Origin of the sequence: Bacillus sp. EU55 (assembly GCF_038005925.1) — a bacterium.
GTDB lineage: Bacteria > Bacillota > Bacilli > Bacillales > Bacillaceae > Bacillus > Bacillus velezensis.
The window spans coordinates 1,946,942-1,969,477 of sequence record NZ_JBBOUE010000001.1; the positions used below are offsets into that span (position 1 = coordinate 1,946,942).

Consider the following 22,536-nt stretch of genomic DNA (forward strand, 5'->3'; position numbering starts at 1 on the left):
CCAAATTGTCCTGAAATGTAGCCGCGTTTACCTTTGTAGATAACTTCCCAGTAACCCTTAGCATTGTTTGACCCTTTCACTGAGCCAGAAATGCTGACGGTATCACCTAGCTCCACAGTGCCGAGATTCTTCGCTTTGTTTTTATCAGGTCTGTCCATTACGATAGCAGCGCTTTTTACTCCGACAACTTTAATCTTGCCTACAGATTTGATTCCACTGTTATCAGGCTTAGAAGTGGGTTTAGGCTTTGGGGTTGATTTTCCAAGCTCAGCATCACTTTTAATGTATTTCACATTTACATATCCGCTGTATGTAGCACCTTTAGAATTGGTGTATTTAATATAACCCCAACCATTTTGAGTTGATCCTTTTTGGTATTGGACAGTGGAGCCTTTAGGAAGAGCAAGTACAATAGAGGAGTTTGCATTGCGTTGGGTTCTCACATTAAGACTGTCAGCTATAACTGTGTTCTTAACATAAGAACCATTTGTTTTAACTACTTTTGTTGGCTTTGAAGATGAGGAAGATGTTTTTCCGCCGAGTGCTTTTAATTCTGAAGCAATGGCCGCTTTCACTTCATCCCAGCGGCCTTCAGACAAAATGCGGTGCGGGCAGTACTTTCCGTTCCAGTCCTGATGCTTTCTGATTTTGTCAACGCCCCATCCGCGCTCTTTGAGAAGTTGCGCCACAAACTTGATAGCCAGCGCTTCTGCTGCGCGGTACCGCGCGCCACCTGACTTGCTGTAGCAGATTTCTACTGCGATAGACTTACGGTTACCGGTTCCATTCCTTCCATCGCCAGAGTGCCAAGCGTTCCGATCCAGCGGAATCCCCTGAATGACTTCTTTATCATCGATGGCAAAGTGATAGCTTGTCGATTCGCTGTTTCCCGTCATATAACTGATTTCATTGGCGGCTGATGCGTCGTTTGCTGTGTTATGAATAGTGATATACTCCGGTGTCATTGGGTTCGGACATTTCAGAGCGTATTTTTCACTTGGAACTAATCTCTTTTTCACTGCAATTGTCATATTGAGCATCTCTCCTAAAAATTAAATTTGAGCACAAAAAAGAGAGAAGGGGGTAAATTCCAATCTCTCTTTATCTCACGTATGCTCTTGTTATCTCTGTTTTTGAATGCTGTAAATTGAATAAAATTTATATTTTAACTAGAACATAACCACCTCCTTTAATTTTGAGGGATTACTTAATTAAGCAGATGGCAATGCCATAGCCAAGCTTGTCTGAATATGGGGTTACAATCTCCATAGCCTTCCAAGAGTAAAACCTGTCTTCTGTTTTTGTGCCGATGCCATAATTACCTTCAATACGATCTCCCACAGAAACAGTGCTGTCCACTTTCACATAAACCTGTCCAAGTAAGCCGACTATGTTCCATTCAGGGCGTTCTTCACGGGGGACGTAATCTATTTTTTCAATCCATTCAGGGTTTACTTTAGGCAGTTTCTTAACATCACCGGTTTCTGGGTTGACTACATCTTCATATATGTATCCACCAAATTCATTCTTTAAATATCTACCTTGCCAGTGAATATCAGCTCCGCCTAAAATAGTTCCTGCAGTTTCGGAGATTACTCCGTGTACATCTTCACCTTTTCTCGCTGGGCGAATTTTAGCTCCTTCAAGAGTGACAATTGTTCCTGTCGGAATTGCTTTTCCGTCAAGGCTTTCAAAATATTCAGCGTAATCACTGAAAGTGGCTCCACCATTCATCTTGCCGGTAGATGTTATATCTCCGTTCATGGAGTTTAGCATCCATTTGATATTCGCTCTTGATGGGGTAGAACCATATCCACCAACCACCATATAGCGATCATTTGTACCGAGTTTGACTCCTCCCGAAGATAAGATAGTTCGTGAGACATTATCGCCTTCAATGTGGGATTCGTTTGAAGACATGACTGTGCTACGCGAACCGCTAACGGAACTTGCTCCGGAAGAGGAAAATACTCCTGTTCTGACCCCAGTTGCTTTTGCTCCACCTGTGGTGCCTATAACAGCAGAAGCTTCACCTGATACTTCAGGCTGTCCAGTAGATGCTGCTATTAAGCCTGTGCTAGATTTGGGTACTCCAGAAGAGGTTGCAACCTTTGTCCCGCCTTTTATATTATTTGGTACAAAAGTGTAATCAACTCCTGAAATTCTGGCAGCCTTTTTGTATTTTTCCACTGAAATTCCCATTAGGCTTGCCTGAGAATTAGAACAATACACACCAATACTGTCAGCTTTCCCGTCACCTATCAAACTTGCATTAATAAGCTTTACATTTTCTGTGCCACTGCCAATACGCACACCAATTCTCGCCGATTCAAAACAATTTACATTTGAAATATTTACATTATCTGATTTTTGATCCCCACCGTATACATAAATGTCAGCTCCAGCTGTTTTGAAGTTAGAAATAGAAAGATTGTTTAAATTAATGTTTCTTGATTTAAATTGCGTAGCGATTGCGGGATTTCCTTTGTAATCATAAGAAGGGTCTCCAATTGCGTTAAAGTTTGAAATGTTAACATTTCTGTAAGCTGAGATTACTAGTGCTCGTGGGCTCAACTCTTTATAAAGGTCACTAAAGATTGGAGACTTCGCAGTACAGTTAACAGCATTAATGTCGAATGCACTAGTGGAAATTTTATCAGAAGCACGATGAAAGCCGATGTGTCTAAAATCAAATGCACGAATGTCATTCTCTGAGTAGCAGTTGATTAAATTAACATTTCTTGCTGCAGGCGCTCTATTGTGGGCTTTAACTTCAAAACCTCTGCAGTTTTTCTGACTGTTGCAGTTCACCAGCCATACGTTTCTAGAACCGTCATCAATTTCAAAACCATTTGAATTTGATGAGCCTTTGTCATGAGCAGACCCATTGGCATTGTATGCGTGACAGTTAGTGAAGTAGATGTATTCAGAATAGTGAGTTGTGAAGCCATCGTCACCGAAATTAGTTGCAGTACAGTTTTCAATCCAAACATATCTACTGCCCTTCGGTTGATAATAATCAGCACCATCTGAAGAAGTGTTCCAAATAGGAGAGCTTACATCAAAACCATGAAGACCTGGATTTCGAGCATTGACGTTTCTAACCCGAACAAATTTAGAGTTAACAATACCCACACAGTTTGCATTTGTTCCATTTGTAATGGTGTTGTCCTTTTTGTCTAAATTCCAATCGAGGTCTAAGTCTTCAATTAAGATATATTCATTTCCGTTTGTGTAGTCGCTATTGGTTAACACACAAGATGTTCCGGTAGCAGTTGGGTGAAGCTTGATAATAGATCCTGATCCAACACCGTAAAGTCTGACATAAGAAGGGATATGTAATCCTTGAACCATATAAATACCTGCGGGTACAAAAACTTCTCGCTTCCCGCTGGAAAAAGCAGCTTTGAAAGCTTCAGTGTCATCAGTAACACCATCACCCTTAGCCCCAAAATCCTGAACATTGACACTTCGTCTGATAAACTCATTTAAGACTTTATCAACAATTGTTGCACCAGCTGCAGGGATTTTTGAAATATCTCCAATAGTGTTTGTGATATCTGTTAAACCAGAATCGACTGTGCTTATTACGTTTTTAATATCCTTAGAAGCTTTATCAAAAGCCTCTTGAATATCGTCTGCAGTATATCTGATATTATTTGATTTTAACCCTATAGCATCAATGGGTATCCATTGCTCTGTTTCTTCGTCCATATAACCCATTGTGTTTACGGGAATTAAATTGTCGCTCAATATATACTCCTCCTTATCCTTTTCTAATCCAAACCATACTTCCGTCAGGGGGTTCTGCAGAAGGTTTTATCCTCATCTTTTTGGGAGCATTGTTCGTTCTCAACCATACTGATCTGATGTTGTAAGGCTCTACATAGCTAGAAACAATGTTGAAACCGTCATACTTATCTGAGACGCTAATATTTATCCAGTCAAAACCATCCCATCGATATTCAATTCCTGTTTCTTTTACAGTGACAGTCCAACCAATTTGAGGGGAAGGATAAGTGTTTAATAAATCCTGATAGGTGTACACAAACGGCAAGTAAATCTTTCTAGTGTTCTCAACTACATACTCATAATCTGATGTTGCTTGTCTGCACCAATTTGTTATTTCAATACATCTCTTGGTGACACGTTCACATTCAGCAATACGTTCGTTGATACGAATAATGGCATCTTCAGCATCATCAATTAAGCCTTGAAGTGTTTCAATGACCATATTTCCTTGCCGTTTAATCCAAATCCTTGAGGCAGGGAAGAAGGATGCACCTTCTCCTTGATATGTAAAAGTAAGTGATTTACCTTCATTCGAATCATTGAAAAAGACAACCCCCATAAGGTATTCAACCTTAAAGTAGTTGTCTTCTAATTCACCATCTTCAATTTCTCGCCATTCCTTACTGTCACCACTAACTATAACTCTGTACTCGGGGTTTGGTATTTCAGTAAGTACGGCTCGGCCGTTATAAACGGTTAAAGTTTCACTATAACTTAAATAAGGATCATCGTTTGAACCTTTCCTTTTTCGAGAAAGGATAGGGTTGTTATAGAGCTGAGGAAAATCCAAACTAAATTCACCGCCCTTTCTTATTGTGTAATTGATTTGAGCAATTCTTCCAAGTGCGCGACTATCTCTTCTTTCTCTCTAAGCCTTTTTCCATGTGCTCCTAACAATTCCCATGATCACTATGTATACAATCGCAATACCAACAGTTACACCCTCAATTTTTATAAAAAAACTATTCAAAATTATTAATAAAAGCGCTAGTACTGACGCAAACCAGTGTATAGATTCATATTTTTTTTCACTCATCGATGATCCCCTCACTCTTTCTGTTAAACACTTTATATACCAAAATCCATCATGACACAACTTCTAATATGGAATCAAGTGGTAAAGTTTTTTATAATTTACAAGGTATTTTTAAGTGAAAAAGGGGTGTTATCGTATGAAAACGGTCAAGTGTTTGCATAAAGTAGAATTTTATTTAGAAAGAAAGTTGAAATAAAAAAAGACGCATCCAATAAGGGTACGCCTGTTTATTTTACATGCCTATATACTTCCCAGATGTACTTTGTATTTAATTTATTCCCTCTTTGATTGCTATCTGAGCCTGTTATAAACCCAAGTTCGTTTATACTTCCGTATGTAGAGTTTCCCCCAACCAGGGATATTCCTATTTCATTTATCTGATACGTATAACCCCCTGTCTCATCAATTAATAGCATAGAATCATTAGGAGACACTGGCCACACTTTCACATGTGTTGGAGTGAAAGGCAGCAATATTTGTTTGCTAATTGTTCCATCGCCCACATACGTTCCTTTAGCTATCTGAGGAACATCAGAGGATAGCGCATATTCTGAGTGTGGTTTACCGCCAAGAAACTCAGCGTTTCCATCTATGGAACCTGTAATGATTCCCTGGTCATTACGTACAGGTATTGAATTAGGCGTGGATAGCGTTGAAGTCGTGTAACCATTTAATGAATCAGCCGAGCCCGCAGAAGACACAATCCACTCTTCACCATTAAAAAGCTCTTGTTTATTAGTCTTTGAATCAATCCAAATCGTTCCTGCATCTGGCGAAATAGGCTTTGTTTCGGTGGATATTGTATAAAGCCCGTTAACTTTTCCGCTTAGACTTCCTTTCACTTCAACAGAATTAGAAGGGAGGTAGGGGTTTTCTGAAGGGGATTTAGGCTGTACAATATCAGATAGTATTCGACCACTGCTATCAATGGATGTCTCTACTGTGCGATAGGCTTGTACTCCAAATGTATAGTGTTTATTTGAAACTTGACCGGTTAATGTTGCAATTCGTTTATCATAACTAACTGATAAATATTGTTCAGATGACATCTTTGAACCAAAAAGATAGGTATCATCTGATGTGTCGGAGTAGCAATGGATAAGGAAACCATCGATATTGTATTTATCCTCATCGGAGTCTGGAAAATCCCATTCAATTGATACATCTACAGATCCATTATCATTTACAACGTGAGTTATAGCAGTCCCGTCATTTCGGATAGTTGGGTTTGCTACGGGTGCAGATATACGATCATTTCGTGCATTGTAATTGGTCAGTAGGGTATCATAATCAATCTTTTTCTTATTGAATTCAGTTGATGCTTTCTTAGCAGTATACAATGAGCGTGCAAAGTCTTGTTCTATCGTAGTAGCTCTTTTTCCATTCGAGAGTGTTACTTGTATACTTTGCTGCTCAAAATCAAAATTCATTCCTGTAAGTGTTGCTTTGACATCAGTTCTAAAATCGTCATTAACTAATCTGATTATATCTCCCAGGTAAATTCTACCCCAAAAATCCTTTTCTTTGTTGACAGTAAATAAGTTGACAATGTTTGTTCTGATGTCTACCGGAGGTGTATTTTTCTCCCCAAGTTCCTCAAGGCCTTTTTCATACAGCTCTGTTTCATCAAAAATGTTGTCATTAGACCAATCATCTTGACGGATAAAATAAGACAACTTTTTCATTAGCTTTTCACCGAGAAACTTATCCATAGATAACCGATCTTTTAACACTGCTATTTCTTCAGTTATCTTGGAAATCTGATTGGCAGTGGTGGATATTTCAGCTTTCTTTGATGTAACTTCAAGTTGTTTGGCATCTCTTTGCTTGATAAGGTCTTTCGTGTCATCTCCAGCTTTTTTTGCTACTGTGATCTTATCTAAGATTTGTTGTAATTCAATTTTTTCTAGGGTGAAGAGGGTATTCTCCTGTGTTGTTTTTATTGCTTCCAGATCTTTTTTCTGATTTAAAAGGAGGTAAAAAGAAGAGCCTTCATTATTTACAAGTTCATTGTAATCTAAAATTGCATGGCACAAATCATCATCCATGTAATCACTATGCTTAATTACATTTCTCTTTTCATCACGTTCAAAAGGGTAGAGGAAATAAGAGAAATCATCCAAGTAACTCTGTCCAGTAGGATTGACTGAATTAATAACAATTCCATCTTTACCGGTAATGTCTAATCGTGTTACAACTTCATCAATATCAATGGTATCTTCCATATCAATCATGAACCTTTTAGGAGAGAATTGGACACCTTTATACTTGGACACAGTTTCTTTTTTATAAAATGATACTGTGTTGTTAACAGTATCAAATATAGGCACAGCCTCAAAAGTTTCTCCAATGTTCTTTAAAAACTCATATCGGGTAGAGGTAACATCAAAGGAGCGGCGTTTTTCATTAAAAGAGGGGTCAATAAAGTCTACAGTAAAGCAAGTTCCTTTAAGACAATCTGTGGCAACTTCCAACAGATTTTTAGAGATGCCTTCATATGATTTGATTTTGCTTTTATGAAGAATGTAGGGAAGCCCTTGAGCTCTAACTTGTATTGTTTGTTCCTCATTTTCTGACTTTGTCAATCCGGTTATTACAAACCATTCAACTCTGTTTAAGAACTCTGCCTTAATGAGATACCAGCCTTTTATGAGCTCTGCCACATGGTTTGACTTCATCTTGAAATTATATCTTGCTTTAAGTGGGATATTAAAAGTTAGATCGTGGAGTTCAACAAAATTCAAATTTAGAGAGGCGTTAGAGAAATCTACTATATTAGCGACTTTCTTTTTATTTGGTTTTGCTAAAGAAAGTTTGAGATGGCCTGGTTTAAAATCGTAAATCAATAAAACATCCCCTTACAAATACTTATATCTGTATATAAACCGGATATAGCATTCGCCCGTTATTTTAACTCTGTTTATCCCTCTTGTTAAAAAAACATACTGCTCATTGACTTGATCATAACACTCATACCCAGTAACACTGGAGGTGATCAGCTCTTTATTGGCATCTACATTAATAACTTCCTGATGTTTAATTGATGTGAATTTTAGAGGTTCTTTGTAAGATGTCAAGTTTTCAATTGTGATGTCTCCATCACCAATTTTTTTGAATTCAAGAGAGAGTGGGATATCTAAATCCCCTATATTATTAATTTCTATATTATTAGAACCTGATGATATGTCATACCAATGGGTAGTTGTTTCTCGTCCATACCTATAAGGAAAAACTTTCATTGTCAGCTTCACATATCCGTCATTAGAGCAGTTGTGTACCAAATCTGTTGCATTCACTGGCAGAGCAAAATAAATGATATCTAAATTACTACTGAATGAAAGAGGCTTATAATCATCTACATTTAGCCAACGTGCAACTCTTCGAATATTTTCTTCATCTAAATGATCTTCTATGTAAAAGTTTAAAGGGATCTCATAGGGTTCACGTTTAACACTGTCTACATATGGCTCAGAAGCTGATCGTGTATATGTTTCATTTACTGTTCTATTCGCTATGAATGTCTCTTCCATTAGTCCGCCATCTGTGTTTACATTCACTGCCCCAATTTCATAAGAGGGGATATCATCGAACATGAAATATTGACTTTCTCTAATCATAAAATTCCACCCTTACCAATCAAAAAGCAAGCTGAAGAGCCTGCATTATACAGACTCTTACATGCTTCCATTTAATTTTATAACTTCTTTCTTGATGGTTTCGAGCATTGTTCTTGCTCCAGTTTCCCCACCTGTAAGTTTATCAACATTGAAAATAATTGGTGTGTTAATTGTTTTATCACCATTAGAATTAACGGTTGTGGTAGGAGGGAGGCTAGTGGTTTTAACATTTGGTATCAAACTATTAGAAAGACTCGATTGATTAATATTCGGAATTATTGATGGAATAGAGGTAATCCCTTTGTTAATCAAAGCTGCTAATTTCCCACCTTGCCCCCATTTAGGTGTTTCATTATTCAAATCGTTATTAGACAGATTGCGAACTTGCTTTACAGTTTCAAGCATATTTTCAGTATCTGTTTTATTTAGGATAAGCTCTTTATCATGAAGGAAGGCGAGCTTACCAGCGCCTAGTCCTGTTCCTGTATATCCGCCCGATGCAAAAGAAGATACCTTTTTCCCAGTTTTATTACCCTTGGTCACAGTATTAAGGGCATTAGAAGCTTCTTTAAGCTTATCGATAAGGTTATTAGAGATGCTTTTCCCAATGGACTCCATATTGCTGTTAATGAACTTAGAGAATTCATTCAGTTGTTTAGCAATATCAGTAATCTTCCCATCCATTAGCTTTTTCTCAAGTTCCTTAAATCCACGCTCATCATTGACGAGATCATCATATTTCTTGTTAATTGAATCTTCGTCTTTTTGAAGCTGATCTTGCAACGCTTCTTTTCGTTTGCTACTTTCACGATCTTTAAGAAACTCATCTAAATCTAACTGTTCCTTTTGTAGCTGCTCAGTCAATTCCTTAACCTTTGACTTGCCAAATTCTGAGTCATCAAGAGAATACTGATTAATTTGATCAGTGAGTTTTTGGATACTGTCTTGCTTCTCTTTTAACTGTTTTTGAAATTTAGCTTCATCATCAGTTTTATCAATCTCATCAATCAAGTCTTGTGTAGCTTTTTGGTGCGCTTTTAATTCGATATCACGCATCTTTTCGTACATCTCTTTGTAGATAGAGACAACTTCATCAGCAAGAGATTTATACACATCTTTGATTGATTTCTTTGTGTTGTAAAGCTCTAGGTTGTAATCCTTCTGCTTATCTTTCCAGTTCTCGATCTCTTCAGTAATTTGTTTCTGAATATCCGGGAACCCTTTAGCAGCTTTCTTTTGTGCTTCCAACTGTTTGATGTACTTCTTCGCTTCAGTCTGTTGTTGCTGAATAAGCTTAATCTGTTGGCTATAATATTTAACCTTGTCTTTATCTTCCTCGGTCATGGATATTTTGTTGCTAACATCTTTTAGCTTGGATTCAGTTTTCTTGGTTGATTTCTCAATACCGTTAAGCGTTTGATCAACCTCAGACTGAATGAGCTGTCCTCGAAGTTCTCTTACTTCTTCTTGAAAGTTGATGAGATCAATCTTAGCTTGTTTTAATTCCTCAGCAAGCTGTGCTCTTTGAGCAGCATTCAAAGTTTTGTTTGTTTTGATTTCTTTTTCAATAAAAGAAACCTTCTGACTCTGAATCTTTTGCTGTTCAGTTAAAGCTTTTTTCTGATCATTTGTATACTTACGGAACTCTTTACTGTCGCTCAGATAATGACTTGCGAGTGCTTTGTCTTTAGCGATTCTTACATCAAAATCACCAATACGTTTGTCATATTCATCAAGTTTCGACTGAACGATTTCATATCTGAGTTCTTGGATCTGATCGTTTACTGAGTCAATGTCGCCTTGGAGGGAGAGGAGGTCGGATTTAGCTTGTGCGATTGCTTGCTGTCGCTCTGCTTCAGCTTGAGATGCATCTGAAATAGATGTACCGACACCTTTTAAATACTTCTCAGGGTCAATCGTCTTTCCGTTTTCCTCAATTTGAAGATGAAGGTGATTTCCTGTTGAATTACCCGTACTGCCAACTTTACCAATGGTCTGGCCAGCTTTAACAGTTTGACCGGCTTTAACAGAAGGGGTATCAAGCATATGCATATACTTAGCAACTTTTCCATCATCCTGTTGAATGACAACCCAGTTACCGGCAGTTTTACTATAGCCAGCAATTTGAACTTTTCCACTTTGCAAAGACTTAATTGCTGTACCGGCTTTTGCGGCAAAGTCTGTCCCTTTATGTGGAGTTGATCGGTAAGCGCCATCTTTCGCATTATATTTAGAACTTATTCTAAACGCACTATTCTTCGTGTAGTAGCTTGCAATGGAGGAATTAGCAGAAGTCATTGACTTAGTGTAATTTGACATGATCTTCTGAACATAATTCTGAGTTTCCTTGAAAGGAGGGACGCCACCATATTTAATTACATTACCAGGCCCTGCATTATAAGCAGCAAGTGCTTTCTCAACATTGCCGCCAAATTTGCTTAGTTGTTGGGCTAAATATTTCGTGCCACCCATAATGCTCTGATAAGGATCATAAACATTGCTTACACCCAAACTCTTAGCTGTGGATGGCATCAAGTAGAGTAAGAACCCGGCGCCTTGGCATATCTCTATGCTAGGTTTCCAAGAACTCCTCTCCGAACCGTACGTACACCTCTCGATGTATACGGCTCTCCACTTATCAATCTAGCTTTCCGTTGTGCAATTTGAGATGACAGTCTTTACAAAGCGCCATGGTTTTACGTTTTCTTTCAACCATGCGCTTTTCCCATCTTTTCTTGCCTTTTAGGTCTTTTAGCTTCCTAACGTGATGAATTTCAAGTGGCACGTTTGTACTATTGCACCATTCGCATTTTTCCGCTAAAAGTCTATCAATCAAACTGGTTCTATTATAAATAATTCCTCGTCCCATCGGGACGGCGTCTATAGAGATATCTTTGGAAATTTCGGTTTGCTTTCTAAACCCATCATTGTAAAAGTAGGAAATTCTTTGCCCATTCTTCGTCTGATACCTTACGGCAAATTTGCCATTCACACTATACTTACTGATGATTTTGCTAACGCTTGATTTGTACTTACAAGCAAATGTTTTGTACATGCTGTATTCCATAATGTAACTAAAGCGATGAAGCTTGTATGCATTATTTGCTAAGCGATAATAGTTGTATAACCCTCTGATTTCAGCATTGTATATCGCAAGGATCTCTAAGTCATCATTTTGAAGAAGATGGGATCTGTGCATTGATTTCCATTTCTGATTCTTCGAATCTATTCTTATCGCTTTGTATTCAATAAGCTTGTTTCTCCACGCTTCATGAGGGACAAGAAGTTCACAAACCATTGATCTGGTTCGTTGCTTGTGTCCACTACTGGTGCGTTTTGAAGTTAAAGGATCATGACTGACCTTTATGTCATATCCCAAGAATCTTGCTCTGTTGGATGAGTGGGTGATTAGTGTTTTCTCTTGAGATAGCTCGACTTTGAGCTCTTGGATAAGATATTCTGTGATGTCTTTTTTAATTCTTTCACAGTCCTCTTTGCTACCAATAACACCGATAATGAAATCATCAGCATATCGCACGTATTGCAACCTTTTAAAACCATCGTCCATAGGGTCTTTATATGGTAATTCCATCATTTCATTTTTAAGTTGTTTGAGGTGAACTATTGCATCTTCTTTTTCTTGTTCGTTCATGTCGTCCCAATTGTTTTTGTATTTATTTCTCGCTCGGAAGAGCCGCGTTTCTTTTGTGCGGTACTCTGTCAATCTCTTGCGAGAATTACCTTTGTCGAAAGATGTTTTATATTTCTCGATGAACTGATCCAGTTCATTCAAGTAGATATTCGACAGTATGGGGCTTATGATCCCACCTTGAGGTGTTCCACTGTAAGTTTTACGATACACCCAATCTTCAAGAAAGCCTGCTCTGAGGAATTTCCATATGAGACTAATAAAGTTTTCGTCATTAATTTTCCTTCTGAGAATGTTTATAAGGATATGATGATCTATGTTGTCAAAGAAACCTTTTATATCGCCTTCTATGAACCACTTAGTACCAGTGAATTTATTTTTTGCCTGGGTTAGAGCAGTATGACAACTTCGATTAGGCCGAAACCCGTGGGACACTGTGGAAAACGTTTTGTCATAGATGCTTGAAAGAAGCATTCTCACTACTTCCTGTAGCAACTTATCTTCGAATGATGGTATACCCAATGGACGTTTTTTCCCGTTCTTCTTTGGGATATATGTTCGTTTCGATGGTTTTGGTTGATAGCTGTGATCTTTAAGACTGTTAATCAAATTCTCAATGCGTTCTAGGCTCATACCGTCGATAGTTTGACCGTCGGCACCTTCTGTCATATTTCCTTCTTTAGAATAGATGTTTGAATAGGCTAAGAGATAAAATTCCGTGTTGTACAAATTTCTATATAGACGTTTAAATTTATAATCCGAACGAGTTGTTTGTCTCGCTAGACTGTCTAACACGACTTGTGGACTTCTCATAGAGCCTCACGCTCCTTTCCATTTTTGTGTAAGACATGATAAGCTGTTTCCCTTCGCCATGTGGTAGGCTTTCCCTACCTCGGACTACTACGGAAACTCCGTTACCTTATTGGATATTCAGGCACTAAATGCCATAGCTATTAAGCATTCCAACTTAGGTAATCACCGTTTAGCACATGTAAGAACAAGCGCGTTGTAATTTCGGATGCGACGTTCGTCCTTTTCTTCTTATTGAAGACGGTCAACCTTTAGATCACTCCCGATTGACATGCAATTAATCAATAGGGTATTGGTTGTATAACGTTTATAAATACCTTCCGTTATAGATGGCCCTTTAATCACCTCGGACTATCGTTTAAGCAGTTTAGCTTTCATCCTTGTTTACAACTTTTCATCTTGCCATTCAGTCGTACCGTGGTATTTCGATAACTTATGGCTTTCTCAACATGCTACACTCCCCGTTCAGTTTCCTTCCCGGATAAGTTGAGTGATGACAGGAGACGTGATCGTACCTGTTTCTTGCTAAAGAAAATTTCTTACATGACCTTACGGTCGCACCTGCATCAAACCAGCAGCTCCGGCTCCAGAACGAGCTCTTGCATTGAATCCTGATTCTTGTTGGATTACAGCTGCAATTAGAGCTGGATCAACACCGTATTTACTTGCGGCAGAATTAATGTAGCTGGAGTATTTACCGGAGTAAGACCCGCCACCCGAAGTGTAAGAACTACCAGAAGATGAACCAGTGGAGAGGGAAGAGGTTACGATACCGTATTGCGCAATGTTCCCTGACTTAATTTGATCCTTGAGGAGTTTTGCTTGCTCCTGCATAAGCTTTTTCTTTTGTTGGAGTGCTTTAATTTCTTTCTGCAGGGCATTTCGATAACTTTGAGAATACTTTGGATAATCGTTTACCTGCTTATTGTACTTTTCGACTTCAGCATTAACTTTCTCTAGAGCTTCCTTGTATTTATCAGCCACGAACATGGACGTTTTGGTTTCTTCATTTGCTTTCTCTTGCTCGTCTGTCCATTTTTCAAGGGAAGTACCTGATTCTATTAACGCTTGTTTGTTTGTTTCCTGAGTAGATGTAGCTTCTTCTGATGCTGAGATATACGATTTAAGAGCAGCTCTAACGCTATCCATTGCAGAGATTTGGCTGTTAGAAAATCCACCAGGTTGCAACATTTTTTCTTCAATCTTATGTAATTCTTTCTTCGCATCAACTACATTATTAATTGATTTAACTTCGAGCTGAGACAATTCTGCCTCGGATATATCGAGCTTACGCTCTTTCCGAAGCTTTCTAAGGCTGTCAATTCGTAAAGAATCAGCGTTTAAGGTTTTAATGGCATTATTGACTTCAGTTTTCATTAGCTTATTACTATATTGAACCATGTCATTATATGCATCGAGCTTAACTTTTCGCTGACGAATTACTTCATCTCGGTTAACCTTTATAACACCATTTTCATAACTTATTGCTTTGGCTAATTCTTTATCTTTTTGGATTAGAGCATTAGCTTCATTGGCAGAAATGCTCTTTCCTTCAGCCATCTTTTCTAAAAGTTCATTTAAAGGAGCAACTTGTTCTTTAGTGTTATTAAAAATATCCCCGTTAAGAATGCCTTGAACAGAGTCAAACTGCATTGATTCTGACATGCCTTTGATTACATCTTTAATCTGACTGATATCATTTGCGTCGAGTGCTTCTTTGAGCTTTTGACCAAAATCTTCAGCTTCGTTACCTGCCTCAGCAAGAGTTTCCCCTAAATCACCAACTTCAGATTTAACAGAAGAAATGGCTTTGTCGCCATCTTTAATGTTCTTTTGTGCCTTATCAAAACTCAACTTAAAGACATCAATTGATGAACCAGAGTCAGCATAGGTCTCTAAAAGAGTTTGCAGGTCTTTTTTTGCGTTATCAAATGCTTTTTCATCGTTTGAATTCAACGCCGTTTGCATTTTCTCTTGGAGTTTACCCAGTGCAGAAGAGAATTTATCGAGATCATCAGGATTCAAATCATCTTTTAAAGTGAGTTTACCTACAATATCATTGATACTCGTCTTTAAAGTGTTGCTGATATCTATAGAACTGTATGCTTGGGCGATTGAGAGGACACTGTCTCTAACCTTTGCATTTCCACTTGCTATATCAGACTGCGCTTTAAGCATTCCTTGTTTCGCTTTGTCAGCTGCAATTTTATAATCGTCATCATCAGCAAGGAAGTCCCATTTTGGTCTACCTTTATCATTATAATCAGCGATTTGTTTGTACTGCTTCAGTTCATCCTTAGACTTTTTGATTTCTTTAGCAGCGTCTTCGAATGTTTTCTTAGAGCTATCTTTAGTTTCCGTCTTTTTAAGTTCAAGATATTCTTTAGTATTTGCAATAGCCTCTTCTAAAGCTTTATTACTTTTTAAAATAGCATTTCCTTGAGAGTCATAACCTTGAATTAAAGCGGGGAAGGTCTGAGCCAATTGCTGAGTAACTTGAAGGTATTCTTGTTCTTCGTCTGATGAAAGGGTTCTTGATTCCTTAGCTTTTTGAAGCTCTTTGTACTGTTTGATCAGTTTATCTGTGGAGTCTTTGCTGGTTGTAATTGCTTCAACATTAGTCTGTTGACTCTGTTCAAAATCATCTTTAGCTTTTTTGGCATCTGCGAATGATGAAACTACGCTTTCTAAAGCAAAACCCAGTGCAACAAATGCAACCCCAACCACTGAGGAAACCAGAAGCCCTCTAAGAGCAGTTTTCAAAACCCTTGATGCAATAGCAGCGCGGGTCATACCTGCTTCTAATCCGATGCTAGCTAATGCTTCTTGTCTCATTGCTTTTGAGCCAAATATAAGAGTAGTAGCTAAAGTTCGAGTGTTTTTACTGAGTAACAATGTAGCGGTGCTAATCGTTACAAAAAGAGGGGGGAGGAAACCAACAGTGTTTATTATTCCAGTAGATGCTTTTAACAAAGAACCCAGAGCTTGAGTGAACTCAATCAATCCGTCGCTAATAAAGGCATCCGATGAAGCTATAGCCAATTCGGTGAAATTGTTTTGAAGTTTATTTAATCTTGCTTGTAAGCTATCTGCGTATTTCTGTTGTTCGCTCCAAGCGCTACCTGCAGAATTAGAAGCAGTTGTTGCGGCATTTTGGGCGATAGAGAAGTTGTTCATTAAGGCATTAAATCGAGACAATTGATGGATATTCGCAACGCCAATAGAAGTGTTTTGTCTTTGAGCATCAGTTAATGTGTTCCATTTGGCTGCTACCTCATTAATCAACTCACTCGCAGATTTTGCTTCTCCACCTGCAGTCTTTACAGAAATTCCGATTTCATCCAACGCTTTGATTGCGCTTCGGTTGTTTCCTATCCGGGCAAAAATAGTTTTAAGTGAGTTACCAACAACGTTTCCTGATTCACGAGTGGTACTTGCAATTGCTGTAGTATAACCAATCAGATCGTTTAATTCAACGCCGAAAGTCGAAGCGGTGCTTCCTGCTTTCCGAATAGAATTGGCCAGATCAAGAGTAGTTACTGCGTAATTGTTATCCACTTCATTTAGCTTGTCTGCAATTGAAATTGTATCATTGGCTGCAATATTGAAGTTTAACATGGCGGCAGTTAAAGTGTTAACTGTGTCATCAGGAGTTAAGTCAGAGACGTTTTGTAGAACCTGGGCGGTTTTTGTTAGAGTGGACAATTCACTTTCATCGAAGCCCATACGCCCGAAATCACCGGTCATTTGGAGAATGTCAGTGATTTTGTTTGAAAGTGTGTCACCTAAATCGATTGACTCTTGAAGAAGTTCATTGTACTTGTAATCAGGCTCATTCATCACACGTCTGATGTTTGTCATTAGAGTATCAATTTCAACAGCCTGAGATACCATTTCCTTGAGTCCAGATATAGCGCCGTAGAACAAAGAACCAGAGATTAAATATGTAGACATACTTTTGAAAGCTTGTGTTAGCTCCGCGCCGAAAGAAGAGGCTTGACTAGCTGCTGATTGCGCATTTGAAGCCAATTCCCTGAATTGCATGTTCAAGCTTTGCATTTGAGATCTGATATTGCTTCCGCCGACACTTACGTTAAGACTATTAACTGCATTCAGATATTCTTGGATAGCTTGTCTACTTCCAGCGCCCATCGTATCGCCATAACGCGTATTAAGGTTTTGTACGTTTACCTGCGCTTGCCGTTGATAAAGCTCAATAGTTTTTCGGAGTTCATTATTTTTAGCTACAGCAGCAGACTTATCATCGAGCATTTTAATTCTGTTTTGTAATGCTTCAATTTGTTGAGCTGTTTGAGCAGTGTTTAATTTCCGTCCAAGAGAAGAGAGGGTGGTGTCAGTTACAATTCCTTGCTGTCTAAGTTTTTCTAAATCTAGCTTTAATTGTTCAATAGCTTTTCGTTGTTGATCATAATTCGTTGTTACTTTTGACGTAGTAGCGTTTGTTTTTGGATCAGTCGTATATGTTATATCATCGAACCCATTGCGGTTCTTTTGAGTAACCCTCGTTGTTTGTCCTTGAGAATTCTTCTGTTCTGTTCTTTTCTGTACCTGACCTAGTTTTTCAGTCGCTTGAGCAAGCCTGTTAACTTCTTGCGTTTGTTCTCGTAATGATTGATTGCGATTGTCTATGGTCTTTGTTTCACGCTGAATGATTTCGCCATTTTTCTTATACTGCTGCGTAAGTTTTTCAACAGTGCCATCAGCATTTCTGGTAATCATTGTAGTTTCTTTAATTGTTTGATTGAAGGATTTGAGATGTTTTTGGTAAGTGTCAACCGCAGAGGAGAAGTCGTTGAGAGTCTTTAAAGCAGAGGCATCAATATTGGTCTTTAAATTAAGGGAATTAAGCTTTTTCTCTAAAGATTTAATTTGCTGATTTAACTGTTCGACAGTCTTTGAGGAGGTATCAGCTTTTGGGGTCAATATTATTTTTAAATCTTGACTCAAAAATAAGTCACATCCTTTCAAGTGGGGCTAATCAGAGCAAATAAAAAAGCCACTCAAATTATTGAGCGACTGTACTTGTTTTCTTGATAATTACATCCATAACACTTTGCCAATATTCGGCGTTTTTCAAAGCCTGTTGAATTATATTACCGTCTTTTTTATAACCTTGAGGTTCATATCCATCATCCTCACGAGAAGGAAGGAAGTGGATATAGTGTATAGGATTTTTGAGGTTTTCGACTGTAATTTTAAGCGTAATTGACTTCACCATTTCTGTTTGAGTAGAGGAGGCTGACAAACCGCCAATTGCTGCACCGATTCCACCACCTAATAATCCTCCAGCAATAATCCCTGATTTGGCAACCTTCGAAATCACCTGATCATCCAGTGAGATTTCAGATTGAATAATTTGGTCAAAAGGGATAACATGCTCGTTTATTTCTTCGCCATTAAGCTGATATACCTTAAGAATACCCTTATCTTCATTATAAGCAATTTTGGTTTTATAAGTGCTAAAGAAATTATCAGGATTAAATTCGCTATCGTAGGCCTTTAGCATTTCAGCATTTTTTCTAATCTTATCTGCAAGTGCTGCGGATTTTATCCTGTACGGTTCAGTAGCTAATATAAGTAAGCCTAGGATTGTCAAGCAAACTCCCAGAGGTTTCCAACCATCCATTAAACAGAAGAAAAGGCTGAATAAAAAATAGCCGCCATAAGCCATAATCTTATAACCCATCCAACCACCACCAGTATTATTTTCCTACATTATATCATGGTTTCCAGTAAGTTAGAATAACTCAACATTAATCCTTATCTGACTTAATTTGAATCAACAATTCCTTGAAAAAGCTTGCCGTTACTACTTTTTTTCTTTCTTTTTGCATACTTAATAAGAATGATAAACACACAGCCATAGCCAACAAAACATAGTACAAAGCGTTAAGATAGTTGTCTTTATCTATTTTTGTTATATTCACTTTTAATATGATTTGTAGAGCAATAAAAGAGGTGGCTACTAATAAACTTCCAACAGGCCAAAGTTTGGTGTGATCGTGTATATTTTCAATATTGGTCATTCTAGCTATTGCTAAATTTAATTCTGTGTCATCTAAGGTGCTCAGTGCCTCTATTTTTTGTTTGTAAGTATTATAAGAACTGATAGGCTTTCTAGGGAATTCTTCTTCGATAAATTTAAGGAGCTCTTCATTACTGGAGCATATTAATTTTTCAGCAAATTTATGTTTATAAATATTCTTATAGGCCTTAACTGCTTCCATACAATCACCTCTCCATATTATCGTCAAATATGGAAACATGTTTAAGTTTTATCCATAAGCAAAATCCCTCAATTGAAGGATTTTGATTCTGAATAAAGGAGGGATTTCATTTACACTTCAAATTTTGCTTTCTTGTCTTGAATAGCATCTTTGTTTACTTCTAGATAGTGATTCTTTGTTACGTCAGTGCCTTTATGGTTCAATAATTGAGACACGTCCTCTAGACTCATGCCACTGTGATAAAGAAGGTTACTACCACTGTGCCTTAAATCATGACAGTGTAATTCAGGAATCTCAATTATTTCTCCGATTCTCTTTATCCAATACCCTTGCAGAGTTCCAGTTTCAGCTTTCTTCCATGTGCCTCCGTACTTTGTTATGAAAAGGTATTCGCATTCAATTCCGTTTTCGGATCTGTACTCCAGCCATTCCTTAACAAGATCAATAGCTCTTTGAGAAGGGAAGAGGGTGACTTTGTATCCTTCTTTTTCAATGACATCTTCCACCCGAAGTCTTTCAAAGTCAATTTGTTCAACTTTAACGTTGCTTATGGCATTAGCTCTGGCCATCGTGGAGAGACCGAATTCAAAGAAGAGCTCTAACTGAATATTTTCCTTCTTTTTAAGTCCTTTTCTGATTCCTTCAACCTGTTCTTTTGTTAGGAAGGTCTGTTTAATTTGAAGTTTTTCACCAGTTCCGGCCTTAGGTCTGTCTAAGAAGTCAACGGGATTTTCTTTGATCTTACGTTTTTTCCTTAAAAATAAAAAGAATGAGCTAATGCTACTCATTCGTCTCTGAATTCTTCGTTCATTATTGCCTAGAATACTGGTACAGAATGCAACAAAATCTTCAATTAAATCAACCATATCATCAGGATCCTCTTTAATAATATCCACAATGTGCCGATTATTGTAATTCTCTAAAATGTATACCAGCCATTGATTGAAATCTGATTGATACCCAACTTTACTGGATTCCGAAAGGTTCATGTTTTTAAAGACAAAATACTTCCGGATTAATTCCGCATTTTTGGGGTTAATTTTGTTGACCTTTTCTTTTGTTGCATATGCTATCTTTTTTCTGGCCATTAATACACCACCGTTATTCTGTTTTAATACCATTTGCATTTAAATCTTTTTTCATAGCAGCAACTAATCGTCCATCTTTTAAGGATTCAGCAGTATTCTTCATGACTGGGCGAGGTTTTCCGTAACCATAACCGTATTTATCTGGATACGTGTATCCTTGACCAGTCTCAACAACCGTGGCAACATCCTTACCGTTGTCTTCACGGGTATTGTCTAATGAAATTCCGTTAGATTCGTTTTGAACGACAAAGGAGTCCTTCAAAAGAGATGTACGTTCATATTCAAGGGGATCGTATTCCTCATATACATCAGATTGCACATGCTCTTGACCAGTTTTAATCATTGTATTTTTTGTGCTTGATTGTTTTTGTACGGCTTGCTTCGCGGCAAATTCAATTAGTGCTGCTATTTCTTTTATATTCTTGGCCATTATTCAGCCTCTTGTTCATTTTCAATCTCATCGACTTTATTAAGGATGAGGTTATTTATTTCTTCCTGAGACATATTTGAAAGTTTGTCTAAATTCTCTTGCATCATCTTTGTTGCTTTTCCAAATTTCTTCATACTTTCTTCGGGAAAGCTGTTAATAATCAAAGGGAAAAATTCAGAGTCCACAAGTTTAACAAACCACTTAACTTTGTTTTTAATATCACTTGGAATACCCAATTCTGTAAATTCCTTAATTAATGAAAAGAATCCCCATTGAACAGGATTAATATCTTCAAACTTAATTCTTGCTTCTTTTGCCTCTTCTTGATCCGTAATAAATTCAGTAAGCATTTTGGTCAAGCGGGTAGGGGAGAAGTAAGGGTAAATAAAAACATGAACGTCATCAGTAAGTTGTACTCGTTCTTTCTTGTCATATTTACTTACACTTTCTTCAATCAACCCAAGATTTAATTTTTTCGATGCCATCTCATTTCCTCCTTATATATCCTCTGCACACATTAAAAAAGACACCTCAATAGGGGAGAGGTGTCTAAATAAAACTTGTATTTTATTTATAATCTTCTTTTAGAACTTTCTCTGTATAAGCTGGGTTATTTGTAAATAGTCCATCCACTTTCAACTTAAGCATTTTGGATGTGAGTGCTCTTTCTTTATCAGCGTTAAAAAACACATGTACTTTCATATTGTTTTTGTGGACTAAATCAACAAAACCTTTATCAACAAATTTTGCATTAGGGCCAACAACATTAGAATATTTTTTTATTTCGTTTAGCTTTGATTTGCTCATCGGCTTAATGTCTTCATCTTTCAAAAGTTGAACAAGAGGAACATCACTGTTTAGCTTATGTAACTTCTTTAGACTTTTGTCACTAAATGACTCTAAAACAACTTTGTTATTAGCGATTAGTTTATTTTTAGAGAGTATGTCAATTAACTTTTTCTCCATTACCAATTTGCCTTTGTTGTTTGTTCTAGTCTCGATATAATACTTTGTTGTTTGTCCAAACTTTTTAATGATTTCTTCAATCGCTAAGATCTTTTGTCCTTTTCCAGTACGCAGCTTTTTAATCTGATCTAATGTAAGATCTTCAACTTCCCCTTTACCGTTTGTGGTTCGATCAACAGTCTTGTCATGGTTTGCGACTAGGTGACCGTCTTTGGTTTGTCGTAAATCAATTTCAATGTAGTCTGCTTTGTCTTTTATTGCTCGTTCATAGGAGAGTAGGGTGTGTTCTGGCTCAATTTCCGAGGCGCCTCTGTGTGCAATCATTAGCGGCTCGTATTTTTTACTGCTTCCTTTCCCATAGCCTAAAGCTGATGAATCAACTTCGTTAAATGAACATCCTCCTAGTATGACTAAAGCAATAGTTAATGTTATCAATTTTATTTTTTTCATGATCTAAAATTATCATAATTAGGTAGTTGGTTCAATATATTTCTTTCCAACAATTTCTTCGTACTGTTCTGGTGTAATTTTTCCTTTTACTACAGCTTGCGCTACTCGATATTCATCCCACACGCCATTACCGTCGTTGTAATAATCTTTTATAAGTTCATACCAATTCATTTAAAGTACACCATCCATCATTAGTTGATATGTTAAGTCACTTAATTGTTTTTTAACCTTTTCAGCTTCCGATGGCTCGGGGTCAAGTGGTTTTAAGCTGTCAATGTATTCTTTCGATGCTGACTCAATCCATTTTTTTGTTTTAGGGTTGAATTTGGGAATATAAAGACCATCGGATGGAGCTATTATAGTGCAATTATCAGGAATTGGACTATCGTCTTCAAGCACAACAGGGGATTCATAAATATAATTTTCGTCATATTTGTATACTTGCATCAT

13 protein-coding genes and 3 pseudogenes are annotated in these 22,536 nt (G+C 37.5%); all 16 read right to left on the reverse strand.

Going from position 1 to position 22,536, the window contains the following annotated elements:
- Positions 1 to 547: 547 nt before the first annotated feature.
- A pseudogene (locus tag NYE50_RS09750) lies at positions 548 to 1,031 on the reverse strand (peptidoglycan recognition protein family protein); the annotation flags it as partial.
- A gap of 172 nt (positions 1,032 to 1,203) precedes the next feature.
- On the reverse strand, positions 1,204 to 3,753 hold the full coding sequence (locus NYE50_RS09755) for a peptidase G2 autoproteolytic cleavage domain-containing protein (RefSeq protein WP_224988064.1): 2,550 nt from the start codon (positions 3,751 to 3,753) through the stop codon (positions 1,204 to 1,206).
- 13 nt (positions 3,754 to 3,766) lie between these two features.
- Positions 3,767 to 4,582 carry a hypothetical protein gene (locus NYE50_RS09760; protein WP_127010479.1) on the reverse strand — a complete coding sequence of 272 codons (816 nt, stop codon included), beginning with the start codon at positions 4,580 to 4,582 and terminating at the stop codon, positions 3,767 to 3,769.
- Positions 4,583 to 5,055: 473 nt separating this feature from the next.
- Positions 5,056 to 7,674, reverse strand: a complete 2,619-nt coding sequence (locus tag NYE50_RS09765) for a DUF7359 domain-containing protein (protein WP_224988066.1) — start codon at positions 7,672 to 7,674, stop codon at positions 5,056 to 5,058.
- A 12-nt stretch (positions 7,675 to 7,686) separates the two neighbouring features.
- Positions 7,687 to 8,445 (reverse strand): phage tail domain-containing protein, encoded by a 759-nt coding sequence (locus NYE50_RS09770; RefSeq protein ID WP_110124736.1) that lies wholly within the window; start codon positions 8,443 to 8,445, stop codon positions 7,687 to 7,689.
- Positions 8,446 to 8,502: 57 nt separating this feature from the next.
- Positions 8,503 to 11,001: pseudogene (locus NYE50_RS09775) on the reverse strand (peptidoglycan DD-metalloendopeptidase family protein); the annotation flags it as partial.
- A gap of 82 nt (positions 11,002 to 11,083) precedes the next feature.
- On the reverse strand, positions 11,084 to 12,907 hold the full coding sequence (locus NYE50_RS09780; protein ID WP_224989084.1) for a reverse transcriptase/maturase family protein: 1,824 nt from the start codon (positions 12,905 to 12,907) through the stop codon (positions 11,084 to 11,086).
- Between the two features lie 549 nt (positions 12,908 to 13,456).
- Positions 13,457 to 17,872 (reverse strand): annotated as a pseudogene (locus tag NYE50_RS09785) (phage tail tape measure protein); the annotation flags it as partial.
- Between the two features lie 58 nt (positions 17,873 to 17,930).
- Positions 17,931 to 18,611, reverse strand: coding sequence for an immunity protein (locus NYE50_RS09790; RefSeq protein WP_224988293.1), 681 nt, complete (start codon positions 18,609 to 18,611; stop codon positions 17,931 to 17,933).
- Positions 18,612 to 18,678: 67 nt separating this feature from the next.
- Positions 18,679 to 19,152 carry a hypothetical protein gene (locus NYE50_RS09795; RefSeq protein ID WP_046559818.1) on the reverse strand — a complete coding sequence of 158 codons (474 nt, stop codon included), beginning with the start codon at positions 19,150 to 19,152 and terminating at the stop codon, positions 18,679 to 18,681.
- A gap of 110 nt (positions 19,153 to 19,262) precedes the next feature.
- Positions 19,263 to 20,240, reverse strand: coding sequence for a tyrosine-type recombinase/integrase (locus NYE50_RS09800; protein WP_224988292.1), 978 nt, complete (start codon positions 20,238 to 20,240; stop codon positions 19,263 to 19,265).
- Between the two features lie 13 nt (positions 20,241 to 20,253).
- On the reverse strand, positions 20,254 to 20,670 hold the full coding sequence (locus NYE50_RS09805; protein WP_224988291.1) for a hypothetical protein: 417 nt from the start codon (positions 20,668 to 20,670) through the stop codon (positions 20,254 to 20,256).
- Positions 20,670 to 21,155 carry a hypothetical protein gene (locus NYE50_RS09810; protein WP_021493614.1) on the reverse strand — a complete coding sequence of 162 codons (486 nt, stop codon included), beginning with the start codon at positions 21,153 to 21,155 and terminating at the stop codon, positions 20,670 to 20,672. The genes NYE50_RS09805 and NYE50_RS09810 overlap by 1 nt, the downstream gene beginning before the upstream one ends.
- An 82-nt stretch (positions 21,156 to 21,237) precedes the next feature.
- Entirely contained in the window at positions 21,238 to 22,086 is an 849-nt protein-coding gene (locus NYE50_RS09815) for a glycerophosphodiester phosphodiesterase family protein (RefSeq protein ID WP_029974486.1), read from the reverse strand.
- Positions 22,087 to 22,104: 18 nt separating this feature from the next.
- On the reverse strand, positions 22,105 to 22,257 hold the full coding sequence (locus NYE50_RS09820; protein ID WP_014470095.1) for an XkdX family protein: 153 nt from the start codon (positions 22,255 to 22,257) through the stop codon (positions 22,105 to 22,107).
- The gene (locus NYE50_RS09825; RefSeq protein ID WP_029974487.1) at positions 22,258 to 22,536 is read right to left on the reverse strand and encodes a hypothetical protein; all 279 of its coding nucleotides are present in this window, start codon (positions 22,534 to 22,536) and stop codon (positions 22,258 to 22,260) included.